General features: G+C 65.7%; 17 protein-coding genes. 7 read left to right on the forward strand and 10 right to left on the reverse strand.

What is annotated here, in order from left to right:
- Window positions 1-115: 115 nt before the first annotated feature.
- Complete coding sequence (locus ACCD03_RS13880) at window positions 116-862, forward strand: SDR family oxidoreductase (RefSeq protein ID WP_325654214.1); 747 nt, start codon at window positions 116-118, stop codon at window positions 860-862.
- A 7-nt stretch (window positions 863-869) separates the two neighbouring features.
- Here ACCD03_RS13880 and ACCD03_RS13885 read toward each other — a convergent pair whose 3' ends face one another.
- On the reverse strand, window positions 870-1,754 hold the full coding sequence (locus tag ACCD03_RS13885; RefSeq protein WP_316878715.1) for a neutral zinc metallopeptidase: 885 nt from the start codon (window positions 1,752-1,754) through the stop codon (window positions 870-872).
- Window positions 1,755-2,072: 318 nt separating this feature from the next.
- On the opposite strand from ACCD03_RS13885, the gene ACCD03_RS13890 reads away from it, so the two are divergent.
- Entirely contained in the window at window positions 2,073-2,663 is a 591-nt protein-coding gene (locus ACCD03_RS13890) for a hypothetical protein (RefSeq protein ID WP_413412026.1), read from the forward strand.
- A gap of 16 nt (window positions 2,664-2,679) precedes the next feature.
- Here ACCD03_RS13890 and dapA read toward each other — a convergent pair whose 3' ends face one another.
- The 4 genes from dapA to ACCD03_RS13910 form a co-directional block, all read right to left on the reverse strand.
- Window positions 2,680-3,564: a 4-hydroxy-tetrahydrodipicolinate synthase gene (gene dapA / locus ACCD03_RS13895; protein ID WP_413412028.1), complete on the reverse strand. Its 885-nt coding sequence runs from the start codon at window positions 3,562-3,564 to the stop codon at window positions 2,680-2,682.
- Between the two features lie 8 nt (window positions 3,565-3,572).
- Window positions 3,573-3,851, reverse strand: coding sequence for a hypothetical protein (locus ACCD03_RS13900; RefSeq protein WP_413412031.1), 279 nt, complete (start codon window positions 3,849-3,851; stop codon window positions 3,573-3,575).
- Window positions 3,852-4,047: 196 nt separating this feature from the next.
- On the reverse strand, window positions 4,048-5,364 hold the full coding sequence (locus tag ACCD03_RS13905; protein WP_413412033.1) for an MFS transporter: 1,317 nt from the start codon (window positions 5,362-5,364) through the stop codon (window positions 4,048-4,050).
- A gap of 102 nt (window positions 5,365-5,466) precedes the next feature.
- On the reverse strand, window positions 5,467-7,098 hold the full coding sequence (locus ACCD03_RS13910; RefSeq protein ID WP_325654224.1) for a gamma-glutamyltransferase family protein: 1,632 nt from the start codon (window positions 7,096-7,098) through the stop codon (window positions 5,467-5,469).
- A gap of 124 nt (window positions 7,099-7,222) precedes the next feature.
- On the opposite strand from ACCD03_RS13910, the gene ACCD03_RS13915 reads away from it, so the two are divergent.
- Both ACCD03_RS13915 and ACCD03_RS13920 read left to right on the forward strand, forming a co-directional pair.
- Complete coding sequence (locus ACCD03_RS13915) at window positions 7,223-8,107, forward strand: LysR family transcriptional regulator (RefSeq protein ID WP_045202747.1); 885 nt, start codon at window positions 7,223-7,225, stop codon at window positions 8,105-8,107.
- 34 nt (window positions 8,108-8,141) lie between these two features.
- Window positions 8,142-8,552 carry a DoxX family protein gene (locus tag ACCD03_RS13920; protein WP_325654226.1) on the forward strand — a complete coding sequence of 137 codons (411 nt, stop codon included), beginning with the start codon at window positions 8,142-8,144 and terminating at the stop codon, window positions 8,550-8,552.
- A 7-nt stretch (window positions 8,553-8,559) separates the two neighbouring features.
- Here ACCD03_RS13920 and ACCD03_RS13925 read toward each other — a convergent pair whose 3' ends face one another.
- The gene (locus ACCD03_RS13925; protein ID WP_413412036.1) at window positions 8,560-10,116 is read right to left on the reverse strand and encodes an MFS transporter; all 1,557 of its coding nucleotides are present in this window, start codon (window positions 10,114-10,116) and stop codon (window positions 8,560-8,562) included.
- 73 nt (window positions 10,117-10,189) lie between these two features.
- Between ACCD03_RS13925 and ACCD03_RS13930 the strand changes: the two genes are divergently transcribed.
- From ACCD03_RS13930 to ACCD03_RS13940, 3 genes are all read left to right on the forward strand, one after another.
- Window positions 10,190-11,098 (forward strand): LysR family transcriptional regulator, encoded by a 909-nt coding sequence (locus tag ACCD03_RS13930; RefSeq protein WP_413412097.1) that lies wholly within the window; start codon window positions 10,190-10,192, stop codon window positions 11,096-11,098.
- A gap of 64 nt (window positions 11,099-11,162) precedes the next feature.
- Window positions 11,163-12,128 carry a LysR family transcriptional regulator gene (locus tag ACCD03_RS13935; RefSeq protein WP_413412038.1) on the forward strand — a complete coding sequence of 322 codons (966 nt, stop codon included), beginning with the start codon at window positions 11,163-11,165 and terminating at the stop codon, window positions 12,126-12,128.
- A 35-nt stretch (window positions 12,129-12,163) separates the two neighbouring features.
- A complete protein-coding gene (locus ACCD03_RS13940) occupies window positions 12,164-12,631 on the forward strand; it encodes an MliC family protein (protein ID WP_413412040.1) in 468 nt (155 codons plus the stop codon).
- On the opposite strand, the gene ACCD03_RS13945 is transcribed toward ACCD03_RS13940, so the two are convergent.
- The 4 genes from ACCD03_RS13945 to ACCD03_RS13960 all read right to left on the reverse strand — a co-directional run bounded on the left by ACCD03_RS13945 (window position 12,628) and on the right by ACCD03_RS13960 (window position 17,026).
- A complete protein-coding gene (locus ACCD03_RS13945; RefSeq protein ID WP_253538677.1) occupies window positions 12,628-13,593 on the reverse strand; it encodes an MBL fold metallo-hydrolase in 966 nt (321 codons plus the stop codon). The two genes, ACCD03_RS13940 and ACCD03_RS13945, sit on opposite strands and share 4 nt — an antisense overlap.
- Before the next feature lie 38 nt (window positions 13,594-13,631).
- Complete coding sequence (locus tag ACCD03_RS13950; RefSeq protein ID WP_253538674.1) at window positions 13,632-14,084, reverse strand: DUF192 domain-containing protein; 453 nt, start codon at window positions 14,082-14,084, stop codon at window positions 13,632-13,634.
- A 90-nt stretch (window positions 14,085-14,174) separates the two neighbouring features.
- Entirely contained in the window at window positions 14,175-15,515 is a 1,341-nt protein-coding gene (locus ACCD03_RS13955; RefSeq protein WP_413412042.1) for a cytochrome-c peroxidase, read from the reverse strand.
- On the reverse strand, window positions 15,512-17,026 hold the full coding sequence (locus tag ACCD03_RS13960) for a metallophosphoesterase (RefSeq protein ID WP_253538668.1): 1,515 nt from the start codon (window positions 17,024-17,026) through the stop codon (window positions 15,512-15,514). Before ACCD03_RS13960 ends, ACCD03_RS13955 begins: the two co-directional genes overlap by 4 nt.
- Between the last annotated feature and the right edge of the window lie 133 nt (window positions 17,027-17,159).

Below are 17,159 nucleotides of genomic sequence, written 5' to 3' on the forward strand. Positions count from 1 at the left end.
GCTAGTCTAGCCCTGTCGGGTCGCATGGGTTCGCCGGATTCGGACACATCCCTCGATGCCAAAAACTCGGCATCTCGGCACAATTGCGAACACAACAACACATCGGGAGATCGGCATGTCCAAGACCATCGTCATTACCGGCGGGAGCCGGGGTATCGGTCGCGCCACGGCGGTGCTGTGTGCGCAACGCGGCTGGTCTGTCGCGCTGCAATATCGCGGCAACCGGCAGGCGGCGGAAGAGACGGTGGGGCTCATCGAACAGGCCGGCGGCCACGCGCTGGCGGTGCAGGGTGATGTGTCGAACGATGAAGATGTGATTGCGCTATTCGAGGCTGCGACGGGGCGCTTCGGCGCGCTGCATGGCGTGGTCAACAACGCCGGCATCGTGGCGGAGGCTCAGGACGTGGCCGACATGACCACGCACCGGCTGCGCACGATGTTCGAGACGAATGTGCTGGGTGCCTTTCTGGTAGCGCGCGAGGCGTCGCGGCGGCTGTCGACGTCGCGCGGTGGCGTGGGCGGTTCGGTGGTGAATGTGTCGTCGGCGGCGTCGCGCCTGGGGTCGCCGCACGAATATGTCGACTACGCCGCCTCAAAGGGTGCCGTCGACACCATGACGCTGGGGCTGGCGCGTGAACTCGGGCGCGATGGCGTGCGCGTCAATGCCGTGCGCCCCGGCTTGATCGAGACCGATATCCACGCCTCAGGCGGCCAGCCCGATCGCGCGCAGCGCCTGGGCAGCGCCACGCCGATCGGCCGGCCCGGCACGCCGCAGGAAGTGGCCGAGACCATCGTCTGGCTGCTCTCCGATGCGGCGTCTTACGTGACGGGCGCGCTGCTGGATTGCGCGGGTGGGCGCTGATCTGCGATCAGGCATTCGCTCCGGAGCGGAAGGTATCGCACTGGCGAAGGTCGCCGCCATCGAAGCCCTGGCGGAACCAGTGCATGCGCTGCTCTGACGTGCCGTGCGTGAAGGCGTCGGGCGTGACGCTGCGGCCGGCGTTGCGCTGCAGCGTGTCGTCGCCGATGGCATGCGCGGCGGTCAGCGCCTGCTCCAGGTCGCCGCGCTCAAGCAGGCCGCGTTGCTGCGCAAAGTGGCCCCACACGCCGGCAAGGCAATCGGCCTGCAGCTCCAGCTTGACCGACAGCGCATTCGCCCCAGCCTGCGATTTGCCGGCCTGGGCGCGACTGACCTTCTCCGACACGCCCAGCAGGTTTTGCACGTGGTGCCCAACCTCGTGCGCGACGACGTACGCGGCGGCAAAGTCGCCCGGGGCGCCGAATTTGCGGCGCAATTCATCGAAGAAGCCGAGGTCAAGGTAGACCTTGGTGTCGGCCGGGCAATAGAACGGGCCAACGGCCGAAGTGGCGTCGCCGCAGCCTGAGCGGATGCCCTGGCGGAACAGCACGAGCTTGGGCGGCTGGTATGCGCGGCCGGCTTGCTTGAACAGTTGCGTCCAGGTGTCTTCGGTGTCGCCCAGCACGTGCGAAACCAATTGCTTGCTGCGGTCGTTGTCGGTTTCTCCGCTGGGCCGGGCGGGGCTGTGTTGCGCGGATTGCGTTGGCGCGTTCTGCGACACCTGCATCACCATACTGAGGATTTCCAGCGGGTTCTTGCCCATCAGCAAGCCCACGACGGCCACGATCGCGATGCCGCCGATGCCCAGCCGCATGCCGCCGCCACCGAAGCCGCCGCCCGAAGACGCGCGCTCATCCTCGACGTTATTGCTTTCGCGCATGTCATCCCAACGCACGGTGTTCTCCTTGAGAGGCCTGTAAGGCTAGTAGGGCAGGGTCAGTCCGGGCGTCACACCCGGTAAACTTTGCAAAGTCTACCTGCTGTGCGTATGTACGGGCATGCCGCCGTGCTGCCGAATCGTCGGTGCGAAAAGCCGGGGCTAGGATTGACAAGGCTTGGCGGCAATTTGTGGCACCGCACCATCCCCGGCAGGAAACTTGCTAACCATGGCTGCTCATCCTCCGTCCGGCTGTCACACAGGTGACATGGGGCGGTTCCCGAATAACGTTCGGCAGAAGACGACGCTGCCGATCCATGATCTCGAGTTCTCACCATGCGCTTGCCCGCTTCGATCACTGCTCAACCGCCAGACGCGACGGAGCCGTCGCATCTGGCTGCCACCCATGTTGACCCGACCGAGGTGTCGGACGTGGAGCAGGCCGCTGCCGAGCGCAAGCCGTGGTGGGGGCGCGTGTCGAGTGCCGTAGTCGGCGGCGCATTCAGCAGCGTTGCAGCCGCGTTGATTGCTGTGACGGGGGCGATTTACGTTGGGATGTACCACGCGCCCTGGGTGAAGAGCCTCGCCAGCCGCACGCCTACGGCCGCGCAGGCCGGCGACGCGATGAGCGTTGCCATGGCCGCCGGGCCTGCCAACGCAGCGACACCGTCGCCGACCGCCGCATCTGCACCCACGGAAGCGGCTACGCAACCCGCATCGCCCGACCGCGTTGCGGCAGCGCGTGACCGGATGGAGCAGCGCGTGTACTCGCAAGTGCAGCCGCCGCGCGCCCGCACCGTGGCCGAACGCGAGACGCTGGAAGACAACGACGCGCCGGCACCCGCCAACGCACGTCGTCATCATCGCGGCGCGCGTTACATGCGCCATGGCGCGCCGTTCAACGCGGCTTGGTACAAGGGCGCCTGAACGGCCCTCTCGGTATCTAGGCCAGTCGCAGCGGGCAATCTGCATCGACGTTTTCCAGCGTGTGCATCGCTGTCATCAGGCGCCGGTGCAGCGATTCTGACACCGGCAGAATCGGCGCGCGCGTATCTGCGCCAATGCTTCCCTGCGCGGACAACAACGCTTTGACCGGCGCCGGGTTTGGCTCCGCAAACAGCAGCGCCGCCAACGGCGCGAGGGCGTCGGCCAACCGCCGGGCTTCGTCGATGCGACCCGCGCGATGGTGCGCAACAAGTGCCACGAATAGCTCAGGCCGCAGATGCGCACCGGCCAGGATGCCGCCCGTGCCGCCATGTGCCAGGCAATCGAGCAGCGCGCTGTCATCTCCGCTCAACACATCCAGCGGCCCGCCTTGCAACGCGCCGAAATGCTCGGCCACACATTCCTTGATGGCGACGATGTTGGGCTGCTCTGCCAGCACCAGCGCGGTCTGCGGCGCGATCGAGACGCCCGTGCGTTTGGGCACGTTGTAGAGCACCACCGGGCGGGCCGTGCTGGCGGCCACTTGCGCGTAATGCCAGCGCAATCCCGCCTGCGACGGGCAGACGTAGTAAGGCGGTGGCACCAGGTAGCCCGCGCTGTTCCAATGCTCGTAGTGTCGGATTTGCGCGCAGACCTCGCGCGTGTCGGCCGCGCCCACGCCTATCAGGAAGGGCGTGCGATCGCCGCAAGCGTCGGCGATGGCCTCCAGCACGGTATAGCGTTCGATTTGCGAGAGCAGCGCGGCTTCCCCCGTCGTGCCCAGTGCAACGAAACCCGACACACCCGCGCTTTGGTAATGGCGCACCAATCGGCGCAGCGCAGCGGTGTCGACGTGATCGCGGTGAAACGGTGTGACCAACGGAATCCAGATTCCCGAGAACATGGCGCGCCTCAGTGCAGCGACGCGAGCGCGCGTTTGTGCGACATGCACAGCGGCGTGATGCGGCCCAGCGTGGCACTGGGCAGGCCACGCAGCAGCGCGCCGATTACCGCATCCACGTCTGCATGGGCCAGTTCCAGATCCACCGTGATGGCCTTGCGGCGAGCGTCATGCCGGACGATGTACAGCCCAAGCGTGTCGCCGAGCACCGCGTGCAACTGCCGGCGAATCGCGTGCGGCGCATCGCCGGGCACCGTCACGCGCAGGCAGACGTATTGGCGTGCCGGCATGGAAACCGCGTGAGGCATCGTCGCCGGAGAGGGTGGCAGCAACTGCGGAACCAGCGAAGACAGGAGCATCGATCGCGCCATGATGAGGTGGCGACGGCCTGCGTCGCCATGTCGTTGAACATGACGACACCGTATCGATTCGCTCGTAAAAAGCGTGAAAAAGGGGCATGACGCGGCGTAAAGAAAGCGTAAATGCTCAGCCAGCGTGCGCTTGCCTGCGACGACGCAGCGCGATGACCGTCAGCGAGATGCCGCTCACCACGGCCGCCGTCAGCACGTAGTAGCTCGGTGCCAGCGTATCGCCCGTGGTGTGGATCAGCCACGTGACGATGAACGGCGCGAACCCACCGAACAGCGTCACGCCCAGGCTGTAGCCGAGCGACAGGCCGGTCGAGCGCACGCGCGTGGGAAAGATCTCCGACATCAGTGCCGGCATCGGGCCCGAATACGCCGCTTTGAAGATACCCGACACGGCTTGCAAGGCCAGCAGCGCGCCGATGGTCGGATACACGCGCAACAGCGCAAACATCGGATAAATCAGCAGCATCATCAGCACTGACGTGGTGAGCATGATGCGGATACGGCCAATGCGATCCGACAGCGCGCCCATCACCGGCGAGAGCAAGAACTGCAGCCCGCCGTTGAGCACGACCACCGCGAACGACTGAGCCGCCGGCAGGTGCAACTGCTTGACGGCGTACGTAGGCATGTAGAGCTGCAACACGTACACCGACACAGTCGATTGCGCCACCACGCCCACCGCAAGCAGCAGGTTGATCCACTGCGCTTTGAAGGAAGCTTGCGGGTCGATCGTCGTCTTCTTTTGCTCGGCGACGAACTCGGGCGTCTCATCCAGATGGCGGCGGATGTAGAAACCTACCGGGCCGACCAGCAGACCGAAGATGAACGGCAACCGCCAGCCCCAGCCCTCCAGATCCGCCGGCGTGAGCGATGCCGTGAGCAGCGCCCCCAGCCCTGCCGCAAGAATGGTGGCAATGCCCTGGCTGGCGAATTGCCAGCTTGCGTAGTACCCGCGCCCGCGCGTGCTGTGCTCCACCATGAAGGCCGTTGCGCTGCCGAATTCCCCACCCACCGCAAAGCCTTGGACCAGGCGTGCAAGCAGGATGGTGACGGGCGCCACGATGCCGATCTGCTGGTAGCTCGGCATCACGGCAATCACCAGCGTGCCGACAATCATCAGCAGGATCGACAGCGTGAGAGCTGCCTTGCGCCCCTTCTTGTCGGCATACATGCCAAGCACGATCGCGCCCACCGGCCGCGTGATGAACGACACGCCAAAGCTGCCCACCGCAAACAGCAGCGACACCCATTCGTCATCGGCCGGAAAGAACAGCTTGCCGATGATGGATGCGAAGAAGCCATAGACGAGAAAGTCGTACCACTCCAGCGCATTGCCAATCGACGACGAAATGACGATGCGGCGTGCATGTGCTGCACTCGTTGTTGCGGGCCGAGCGGGTGCAGCAGTGCCTGCCGCAGAGGGGGCGGTCATGATGAGGGTTCCTTTGGTGCCGGCCCGGGGTCGTTTTTATGGGAACTGCAGCGCGTTGCCCGCCCGGTCCGACGGGTCAGCGCGCTGGTGCGGGGGCTTTCTTTAGAAGCCCACCGCGTGGCCGTCTCGGCGGCTGTCGCTGGCGGCCACGTAACCGTGGTCGGCGTCGTCCGACAGGCGCCAGATGAACTGGCCGGAGCCGAAATCCATGTACGGATCGGCCACCGATTCAAGCTTGTGCCCGCGCGCTTCCAGGGCAGCGACGGTCTTGGCGTTCATCGTGCCTTCCACGTCGAGCGTGAAATCACGGTTGACCTTCCAGCGCGGTGCATCGCATGCGGCCTGCGGCTGCTGCTTGTAATCGAGCATGCGCACAAGCGTCTGCAGATGGCCTTGCGGCTGCATGTCGCCGCCCATCACGCCAAAGCTCATCTGCGGCTGGCCGTCCTTGGTCAGGAACGCCGGGATGATGGTGTGGAACGGCCGCTTGCCGCCTTCCACCACGTTGGCCGAACGCGCGTCCATCGAAAAACCGAAGCCGCGGTTCTGCAGGCTGATGCCGGTGCCGGGCACCACCACTCCCGAGCCGAAGCCCATGTAGTTGGACTGGATGAACGAGACCATCATGCCGTTCTCATCGGCGGCGGTCAGGTACACCGTGCCACCGGCGCGCGGCATGCCGAAGGTCGGCATCTGCGCGCGGCCCATGTCGATGAGCTTGGCGCGTGCATCGAGGTACGCGTCGTCGAGCATCTGCTCGGGCGTGACTTCCATCGAGCGCGGGTCGGCCACGTATTTGTACAGATCGGCAAACGCCAGCTTCATCGCTTCAATCTGCAGATGCTGCGAATCCGCCGAGTCGACGGGCAGGGCGCCGAGGTCGAAGCGGTCGAGAATGCCCAGCGCGATGAGCGCGGCGATGCCCTGGCCGTTCGGCGGAATCTCGTGCAGGTCGTAGCCGCGATAGCGCTTGGTGATGGGCTTGACCCACTCGGGGCGATAGTCGCGCAGGTCTTGCGCGGTCATGCCGCCGCCGCATTCGCGCGAGTACGCGGCAATGCGTTCAGCGAGTTCGCCTTCGTAGAAATCACGGCCGTTGGTCTGGCCAAGGCGGCGCAGCGTGGCAGCGGCATCGGGCAGCTTGAACTTCTCGCCTACTTCCGGCGCGCGGCCGTGCGGCATGAAGGCCTGCGCGTAGCCGGGCTGGTTGTGCAGCTCGGGAATGGCCGCTGCCCACTTGTGCGCAACGATGGGCGCGATGGTGTGGCCGCGCTCGGCAATCTCGGCGGCGGGTTCCAACACATCGGCAAACGGCAGCTTGCCGAAGCGCCCGTGCAATGCGGCCCAGGCGGAGATGGCGCCGGGCACGGTCACCGCATCCCAGCCGCGCATGGGGCGCTTGGGGTTGCCGTTGGCGTCTTCGCCGTACTTGTTGCGGAAGTAGTCGAGGTTCCAGGCCTGCGGCGCGGTACCGGAGGCGTTCAAGCCGTGCAGCGCCTTGCCGTCCCACAAGATGGCGAATGCATCGCTGCCGAGGCCGCACGAGACGGGCTCGACCACGGTCAGCATGGCCGCCGCCGCGATGGCCGCATCCACGGCACTGCCGCCCGCAAGCAGCATGCGCAGTCCGGCTTGCGCGGCCAGCGGGTGAGACGTGGAGACAACGTTGCGCGCAAACAGCGGAATGCGAACGGTGGGATACGGGTTTTGCCAATCGAAGCGGTGGGAGGACATGGGGCTTAAGCGCAAATAAGTGGGAATGTTTGACGAATGATTATTTGCGGTGCGCTGGATTTAATAAAGTTAAAATTCATTGGATACAGCTTAAGAAAAACTTGAGAATACGCCGCGCCTTGCCGTGAGTACCGTCCGCTTCCTTCGCACCTTTGTTGCTGTGGCACGCCATGGCTCGTTTGCCGCCGCCGCCGAGCGCGTTGCGCTGACGCAAGCCGCGGTGAGCCTGCAGATGCGTGCGCTGGAAACCGAACTGCGCCGCGATCTGTTCGACCGGTCGGGGCGCACGGTCACCCTGAACGCCCATGGCCGAGCGCTGCTGCCCCAAGCCGAACACCTGCTGGGCCTGTACGACGCCATGCGCATCGGCGACGAACCGCAGACGGAGTTGTCCGGCGCCGTGGCGATTGGCGCAGTGGTGTCGGTGATGGGATCGTTGGCACATGCGGTGGCGGGGCTCAAGCAGGTGCACAAGGGGCTGGACGTCAAGCTGATCACCGGCAAATCGGGTGAACTGGCGGAGCAGGTGGAAGCGGGCGAGCTGGATGGCGCGCTGGTGGTCGAACACCTGGAGCGCCTGCCTGCCAATCTTGCTTGGCATCCGCTCTATACCGAGCCGCTGGTGGTGGTGGCGGGCCGCCATACGCGCGGCCGCGCAGAGGAAGTCCTGCGCACCCATCCGTTTCTGCGCTTCGACCGCGCGGTGCGCACCGGCGCGCTGATTGACCGTGCCCTGCGCAAGACGCACATGGCGGTCAACGAGTTCATCGAGGTCAATTCAATCGAGGCGATTGTCGAGCTGGTGCGCCAGCAGGTGGGGGTGACGCTGGTGCCGCGCCTGCGCCGCGCGAGCTGGGAGAGCGATCCGGCCCTCCGCGTGCTGCCCATGCCGCCGCAGACGCCCGTGCGCGCCGTCGGCATGATCGAGCGGAAAGAGCATGTGCGGCACGGTGTGATTCAGGCGGTACTCGATGCGCTCGAGACCACACTTGGCAATTCCAGCGCCTAGACTGGAACCACCATAACTGGCTCCGGAGGCTGCGGTGGACGCATTCATTCAACGCTGGCGCGACGAACTGATCCTGCTCGCCCGCATCCTGATGATGGTGCTGTTCGTGATGTCCGGTTGGGGCAAGCTGACCGGCTTCCAGGGCACGGTCGGCTACATGACGAGCACGGGCGCGCCCATGCCGATGGTGGCCGCCGCAGTTGCCGTCATCATGGAGTTTGGGGTGGGCATCGCCTTGCTCATCGGCCTGTGGACGCGGCCGCTGGCCCTTCTGATGGCGCTGTTCGTGCTCGGCACGTCGTTCATCGCCCATTCCTACTGGGATATGCAAGGCGCCATGGAGGCCGCCAACAAAATCCAGTTCTACAAGAACCTGAGCATCATGGGCGGGCTGTTTCTGTTGGCTGCTGTAGGGCCGGGGAGGTACGCGGTGCAGAAGTCGTAGTGCGCGCTCAACGCAACGACCGCTGCACCAACACCAGCACGGCAAACACGCCGCACGCCACCGCAAACCAGCTGAAGAGCTGCGTGCCTGCCAGCAGCGTGGCTTGCCGATCAATTTCGGCGGACAAACTCGCCAGGCGCTCGGGCGTGAGCGGGTTGGCGGCCTGCAGGTCTGCCGTGAAGCGCGTGACGTGCGCCACGATCAGCGAGCGCGATTCCGCCTGTTGCGTCTGCAGCGACACGGCCGCCAGCCCCGTGCCCACCGCAGTCGCAAACTGGCGCGCGATGTTCTTCATCTGATAGCCGTGCGCGAAGTCTTCACGGTCAAGATCGAGGTAGGTCATCATCGCGATCTGGATCATCACCGCGCCCGGCGTGATGCCTTCCATGACCGATACGGGGAAGAACGCATAGTCCGGCGCGCCCGGCATCAGGCTTGTCGCCAGCAGCAGCGCCGCTGCCGCATACACGGCAAAGCCGATGGCAATGAAGCGGCGCTTGCGGAAGAAGAACGGCAACCAAATCGTCATGACGACGGCCACCACCGTTGACACTGCCCCGCTGATCATCAGGAAGAGCGTGGTCGTGCGGAATGTAAAGCCCAGGCCGCCCTGCGATACCGCCGGAAACAGGTACGACCAGTACCCGCTCATCAAGTAATAGATGCCGTAGAAGCCGATGCCCCACAGGTAGCGGCGACCGTTCAGGCGCGAGAGATCGAGCCATGGGTCGGGGTGCGTGCGCAGGCGGTGGATGGCCAGCAGCAGCGAAGCGGCACCGCCCAGCAACAACAGCGGAATCAAAGGCGAGGCCGTCAGCCGGCTGTAGCGCAGCTCCGACAGCCCCATCAGAACCGACAGCGCGCCGATGGCCATGGCACCCACGCCAACCCAATCCCACTGGCTGTCTTCTGGCGGCGCTTCATCGGGGCGGCGTGCGGCGCGTGTGCGCGGCTGATGGTGTTCGGGCGGGAGGAGGAACATCGCCACCCATGCCACGCCGGCCAGCGCCAGTTCGATCCAGAAAATCACGCGCCATTCGCTGTACTCCAGCACCTCGGCGCAGATCCACGGCGCAATGGTGGTCAGTCCGAACAGGCCGACGCTGAACATCAGCATTGGAGGAATGCGCTCATCGGGTTCGGTCGTGAGCTGCACCAGAATGCGCGACGCCGAAAACAAGCCGCCCGCGCCCAGGCCCTGGATGGTCCGCCCGATGACCAGTTCGCCGATGTTGTTGGATTGGGTGCACACCACGCAGCCGATGGCGAACAGCACGATGCCCACCAGCGAATACATCCGATAGCCCACGTGCGCTGCAATGCGGCCGATGGCGAGGTTGGCGACCACGGCCGCCCCGGCATACGCTGTGACGGCGTACAGATATGCCTCGGGGCTCGCATGCACACCGCCCTGGATGTGCTGGCCCGCCACGGCGAACATCTGCGAAGAGACAAAATCGAGGCCCGTGGAGAGGCCCAGCGCCAGCCCAAAAGCGTGGACGCGCGCCGAAGAAAAGTGGGGAAACGCCCGCAGAGACGCGGGTTTGAGGATTTGCAGCGACATGTGCCCGAGCATAAACTTGCCCGCCAGCCGGATAAACGGCCAACTCTAGGAACACTGTCCAGTCATGCGAACAATGGAGTGGAACGACTGGGAAACCTTCTGCCGCGTGGTGGAGGCCGGCAGCTTCACCGCCGCCGCCGAGGCGCTGGGCATCCCCAAATCGACCGCCAGCGCCGCCGTATCACGGCTGGAGGCCGGGCTGGGCGTGCGGCTCATGACGCGTACCACTCGCCAGTTGCGGCTGACCGAAGCGGGCTCGCAGTTCTACGACGACATCGCGCCGTTGTTCGAGCGCCTGCGCGAAGTGCACGCCGACACCACCGCAGCCAGCGAAACCGTGGCCGGCACGCTGCGCATCGCCGCGCCGTACGAAGTCGGTGCGCAGCACCTGACCGAACCCGTATGCCGCACGCTTGAGAAATACCCGCATCTGCAAATCCAGGTGCACATCTCGTGGGAGCAACCCGACCTGCTGGCCAGCGGCTACGACATCGTCTTCGTGATGGTCGACCAGATGCTGCCGGATTCGTCACTCGTTGCGCGCCGCGTGGTGCTGATCCCGCGCGGTTTGTATGCGTCGCCGGCTTTGCTGGCGGAACGTCCGCCGCTCAAGACGCCCGCTGACCTTGCCGGCTGGCCCTGCTTGTCCGGCCCCGACGATGCAAGCTGGGCCTTCCGCCCCGTCGGCGAGCCCGCGGTCGAGCCCATCGAAGTCCCGATCCAGCCGCGTCTGCAGACCTTGAATGCCGAAATGCGCGCCCGGGCCGCCGTGCGTGGCCTGGGTGTGGCGCGCATGGCCCGCTCGGTGGGCGATACGGAAGTCGCGGCCGGCCGGCTCGTGCGCGTGCTGCCGGATTTCGAGCTGACCGCGCTGCGCGTCTACGCGCTGATGCCCGCCCGCAAGCTGGTGCCGCGCAAGGTGCGCGTGTTTCTGGATGTGCTGGAAGCGGAGGGCGTTTCCGCCACACCCGCCCCCGCCTAGCCGAAGACCGGCGCTGGATGTCACAATCGGCGCTTCCCTATTCGGATTGTGAGGACCGGTGGCCATGCGTCTGCGCCAGATTGAAGTCTTCCGCGCCATGATGCTGGTCGGGACCGTCAGCGAGGCCGCGCGCATGCTGAACGTGTCGCAACCCGTGGTGACGCGCGTGCTTCAGCACACCGAGCTGCAACTCGGCTTCCGCCTGTTTGACCGCACCAAAGGGCGCCTGCAGCCCACCGCCGAGGCGTTCGAACTGTTCAGCGAAGTCGAGCGGCTTTATCAGGAGGTCGAGCGCGTGCGGCGCGTGTCGGCCAATTTGCGCCATAAGGGGGCGGGGCGCTTGCGCGTGGCCGCTACGCCCAGCCTGGCGCCCAGTATCCTGGCCCCCGCGGTGCGGCGTTTCTCGCAGCGGCATCCCGATACGCTGGTACGCGTGTTCACGCATCACACGGCTGAAATCGTCCAGGGCTTGCTCTCGCAGGACATCGACGTCGGGTTTGCCTTTGCACCGCCCGTGCATCCGGCCATCAGCACCACGCCGGTCGCGCAGGGCCGCATCCTGCTGGCCGCGCCGCGCGCCTGGGTGGGCGGCAAGACGGATGGCCGCGCGCTGCACAAGCTCGTTGCCGAAAAGCCCTTCATCGGATTGGAAGACCAGATATCGCTTGGCTCGCTGGTCGGACAGACGCTGGCGCGCGGCGGGCTGGCGCCGCAGTCGACGCTGGAAGTGCAGACGTATTCGTTGGCGCGTTCGTTGGTGGAGGAGTCGCTCGGCGTGACGATGCTCGATCAGTTCACGGCTGCCACCGGCAGCATGGAGCGTATCGCGCTGTTCGCGCTGGAGCCGGCGCAGACGTTTGACGTGCGCGCCATGCGTGCCGAGCATCACGCGCCGTCATCGCTGGCGGACAGCCTCGTGCAGTGCTTTGCCGAGGCCGCGCGTGCGCTGTCCGATGAGCTGCCACAGCGTGTCGAGCCGACTGCATTTGTGCTCAAGCCCACAGAACCTGACAGCGACGCGGCAGACTAACCGGCTTGCGCTGACCATTCCCAGGAGACGGATCCATGCGTCGATTTGCAACTGCACTGATGTTTGGGCTGGCGCTGGGCGCTGGCGTATTTAGCGGTATTGCCACCGCGCAGCAGTCGCCGGTGCCGGGCATGTCGTCCGACGATCTGAACACCGCGCTCGACTTTGCCAAGGCCGGTCTCAACAAGGCGATCGATCAGGCGCGTGCGTATTCTGCATTGCCGATCAAGGATCCGCACGACGTGCGCTACACGTGCGAAGGCGGCAAGACGCTCCTCGTGAAATACATGACGGTGGGGGATACGCCGCTGGCCGCCATGAAACTCAACGGCAAGACGCTCGTGTTTGCCAACGTGATGGCCGCTTCGGGTGCGCGCTATGCGTCGGGCCAGTATGTGTGGTGGACGAAAGGCCCCACCGGCTTCCTCGCCGACGAGACCCTGCCCGGCAGCCGCAATCAGCTCTACCGCGATTGCAGCGAAGCGACCAGCGGCCGCCCTTAAATTTCCTGCAGATCGTGCCCGACGATGATCTCGCCCTTGAAGTGCGGGCGCACGGCATCCAGCCAGACTGAATCTTCAAGGAACGGATAGCCGCCGGGCACGAAGTGCGACAGCACCAGCGTCTTCACTTTGGCCTCGGTGGCAATGCGGCCGACTTCTTCGGTGGATGTGTGGCTCGCCAGCAGATGCTCGCGCAGCGTCTTGGCATTGGGCTCGGTGGACAGCAGCTTGTCCAGCGACGGCAGGTGCATCACCTCATGGACGAGCACATCGGCGCCGTAAGCGAGCCGCACGAGGTTCTCACTCGGCGCCGTATCGCCGGAGATGACGATGGAGCGGTCTGCCGAATCGAAGCGAAACGCAAATGCCGGCGACACCGGCGGGTGCTTGACCAGCGCGCTCGTCACCTTCACGTTGGCGTCCTGCATGACCAGCCCGCCTTCGCTGATTTCGTGTGGATGGATCATCGGCGCAAGCGGCGGGCGGCCTTCGTCGGCAATGCGCGTGCGGATGTCGTAGTCGTACAGCTCAAGGAACTTGGTCGTCATCGCGGCCAGCGGGGGCGGGCCCCAGGCGTCGACGGGGCCGGTCAGGTCGGTGGCCCAGGCGAGCAGCATCAGCGTGCCGTAATCGGCGTTGTGATCGGAATGCTGATGCGTGATGAAGACGTGGCGGATGTCCTTGAGCTTGAGGCCCGCCGTCACGTATTGGCGTGCGACACCGTTGCCGCAATCGACCACGTACGACACGCCGTTGATGACGATCACCTGCGCCGGCGCCGAGCGATTCTTCTTCGGCGTCGGCCCGCCCGCCGTGCCCAGCAGGATCAACCGCGTGCCCTTCTTGGGTGCATCCGCGGCCAAAGCGCTCAACGGCAAACTTGCAGACGCCGCGCTCGCACCCACGGCCAGCGCGCCGGCCTGCCGCATCCAGCGGCGACGGTTGTTGTCGAAAGCGTGCATGCGGCGGTCTCCTCTCTGTTGTTGTATGCGTGCGTGCTTTAGCGGGGCAGTCCGCCCACCTTCATGCCAGGCTTGATGCCCTTGCGTGCGAACCAGCCTTTATTCATTTCCAGCGCGTAGCTGCCGGCCCGGGTGGGGCAGTGATTGTCTTCGGTCTGCGGCTTCATCTCGGCAATGTCGGAGATGGTGCCGTCGTCGGTGATGAAGGCGATGGACAGCGGCAGGTCGGTGTTCTTCATCCAGAAGCAGTGGCCGGCGGATTCATCAAACACGAAGAGCATGCCGGCGGTGTCGGGCATGGTCTTGCGGAACATCAGGCCGGTCTCGCGCGTTTGCGGGGTGGCCGCCACTTCGGCTTTGACCTTGTACATGCCGATGGTCAGGTCGGCCACGGGCAGGCCGGTATTGGGCGCGGTGGGTGTCTGGGCGAGCGCCCCGGTGGCGGCAACGGCCAGCGACAGAGCAGCAAAGATGCGGGACAGGATGGTCATGGCGCGAACGGGTCGGAAAAGAAACGCTCCATGATCGGCACTCGGCCAGCCGGCGTCAATGAGACGGCGGCCGGCCGGGCGACGAAGTTGTTACCGCGTGTTGGGGCTGGGGGCGGCTTGGTGCTCGACGGCAACCGTTTTGGCGGCTGTCTTGGGCGCATGCGCAGAGCGCGCCTTGTCCGCCGCCGGATCGGGCATCAGCGCTACATAGCGCGCATCGGTGAGCGTGCGCAGGAACGCAACGATGTCGTCGATCTCGTCTTCCGTCAGCGCAGGCGTGGTGCCGGGGCGGCGGTTCATCGGCACGGCATTTACGTTGATGTTGCCCTGGTATTTAGCTGGCACATCGTTGAAACGCTTGCCGCCGGGGTACCACTGCGCGGGATCGGTCGAGCGCGTGGCATAAAACGCCACCGTGTCGCGCAGCGTGCGGAACACGCCGTTGTGCATGAACGTCTGGCGCACCGCAACGTTGCGCAGGCCAGCCGTGCGGAAGTAGCCGCACCACTGATCGGGCTCCGGCCACTTGAGCTTGTGGGCGGTCTGGCACAGCCCAACGTCAAAGTGGCGCGGGTCCTTGTTGGCGGGCAGCAGCGGATTGCGGGGCACGGCGATGGCGTCGTAGCCGAAATCCGTGAACAGTGAGCGCTCCGGACGCGACGACGATTCCACCATCAGATGGCACGACGCGCAGTTGCCTTTGTCCGGATTGCGAAACAAGGCGAGGCCGCGCATCTCGGCGGCGGAAAGCGGCGTGCGCTTGCGCAGGAAATCGTCGAAGCGCGAGGTGAACGGCGCCAGCTCGTCGCTCTGGAAATAGGCTTCCAGTGCCTTTCCCAACACGCCGACAAGGCGTTCCGGTTCACGCACCGCATCGGCGCCGAACTGCTTCGCCAACGCTTGGCCCAGATCGGTGCCGGCCACCTTGCGCTGCAGGTCGCGCGTTGAACGGTTGCCCATTTCGTCCGGATTGAACAGCGGGCCGCGAATCTGTTCCGGGATGGAGTCTGCCCGGCCATCGGCAAAGAAGCCGCCGAACGGCGACGGGAAGCTCGCGTCGTCGTCCTGGAAGAAGTAGCGATGCGGGATGTAGCGCAGATACAGCAGCGACGGCGCATTGCGTGCCGCCACATGCCCGGGGCGGCTGCCGGCGGGCACGCCGATGCGCAGCGCCTCGCCCTTGAGCGTGGGCGCGAAGGCACGGCCCGGGTCATGGCACGCCGCGCACGAAGTGCCTTGCGGCTCCGACAGGCGCGGGTCGAAAAACGCCCGCTTGCCGAGCGCGACGAGGTTCGGGTCTGGCTTGAACGCGGTCGACTCGGCAGGCGGCGGCACGGCGTCCAACCTGGGCGTCATGCCGATCGATTCGGCCACCGCCGCACCCGAGAAGAGTGCGGCGGAAACCCACAGCGCGGTGCTCAGGCGCTTCAAGGTGCAACGAAGCCCGTCTTGTCGCACACCAGGCTCGTGCCGTTCTGCGTGCAGGTTGTCAGCAGCTTGCCGGCCACGGTGTAGGCCTTGAACAGCCAGCCCTTGGCGGGTGCGGCCTGGCGGTCCATCACCATGAAGCCGAACGAGTTGTTGTGCGAGATGCTGCCAACCGTCACACCCGAGGCCGGGCTGACGGCAGGGAACGGATCGGGCAGGGCCACGTCGAGCGAATCGCCCGCGTTGCCTGCAACGATGGTCGCGGGGTGGTTGCTGGTGAAGTTGATGGCCTGGAAGTCATGCACGTGGCCGTGCAGCGCGACCTGCACGCCCGGCGGGTAATAGGCCGTGGCGTTCAGGCTGTTCATGACCGACAGCAGCGCGGCATTGCCGCCCAGCGGCGTGCTGCCCGCGATGGGCACGAAGCCCAGGATTGGGTGGTGATTGGTGAAGATCGACATCACGCCCGGCTTGGCGGCCAGCGTGCCCACCGTGCTGAACTGCTTCTGGTAGGTCTGGAACCACGGGTCGGTCGTCGCCAATGCCGTCGTGCCCGCCTTGGCCGAGTCGAACACGATGACCTGCGTATCGCTGCCAAGGGCCACGGCGTACGGGTCTGAGGCGTTGGCAGCCGTGTCGTTGGCCGGGTTGTCGCACGAGCGGTCGGCCGAGTACGGGCGCGGATCCAGGAAGCGGTACCAGCCCTGGCCGGCGCGTGCGCATTCCTCGTGGTTGCCGCGCACCAGCACCCACGGGGCCGCGGCCATCAGGGGGGCGGCGGGCTGGAAGAGGTCAGCCTGCCACGTATCCCAGCCGTAGCCCCAGGGGCTGCCCTGGCAGCCAGCCACGTCGGGCGGGCAGGCGTTTTCGCGGTAGTGGTAGTCGCCCACGTGCAGGACGAGGTCCGGGTTCATCTTGGCGGCCGTGGCGGCAGCGCTCGCAAACGGCCACGACAGCGGGTCGTTACACGACTGGAACGTGTTGCTCGACTTCTTCATGCGGCAGCCGGTGTCCGCCAGGATCACCACGCGCTGCGGGTTCGCCTTGGGCAGGGGCAGCACGCGCGCGCCGATCGACGCGGCCTTGGCGGTGGATGCCACGGTGGCCTCGCAGGCGTTCACAGGGAAGGACGAGGCTTTCGAATCGCTGGCGGCGCTGGCCGTGGTGCGCTGTGCGGGGGTGCCGGCGGCCACACGCAGCGTCATGCGCGTGGAGGTGCCGTCCACCGTCAGGAGCGGGCAGACCGAACTGTCGACGGGCGAGGCGCTGTTCGTATAGCTGGTGACGGCGCGCACGACAGCCTGGTTGCTGTCGCCGATCTCAACCCACGCGGCCTGGATGTTGGCGTCGGCCGTGGCTGCGTCCGACGGCGCGGCCGTGGACACCGGCGTCGAATCGGACGACGACCCACCGCAGCCGGCAATCACGGCGGCAGCGGCCAGCGCGGCAAGAGAGAGCATCGTGAACACGGTGCGTTTTCGTCGCACCGGAGCGAACATCGATCGGAATTCCATTGCGCCATCCCTGTTTCTTGTTGTGAGGAACGGGCAAGGTACTCAAGCTTGATGGCGCTATTTTGACAGCCCTGCATGTGTGCCCGGGATTTCCGTTGGGCAGGCGAGGGCGAAAAAAAAAGCAGATGCATAA

The organism is Ralstonia sp. Ralssp135, assembly GCF_047304345.1.
Classification (GTDB): domain Bacteria; phylum Pseudomonadota; class Gammaproteobacteria; order Burkholderiales; family Burkholderiaceae; genus Ralstonia; species Ralstonia chuxiongensis.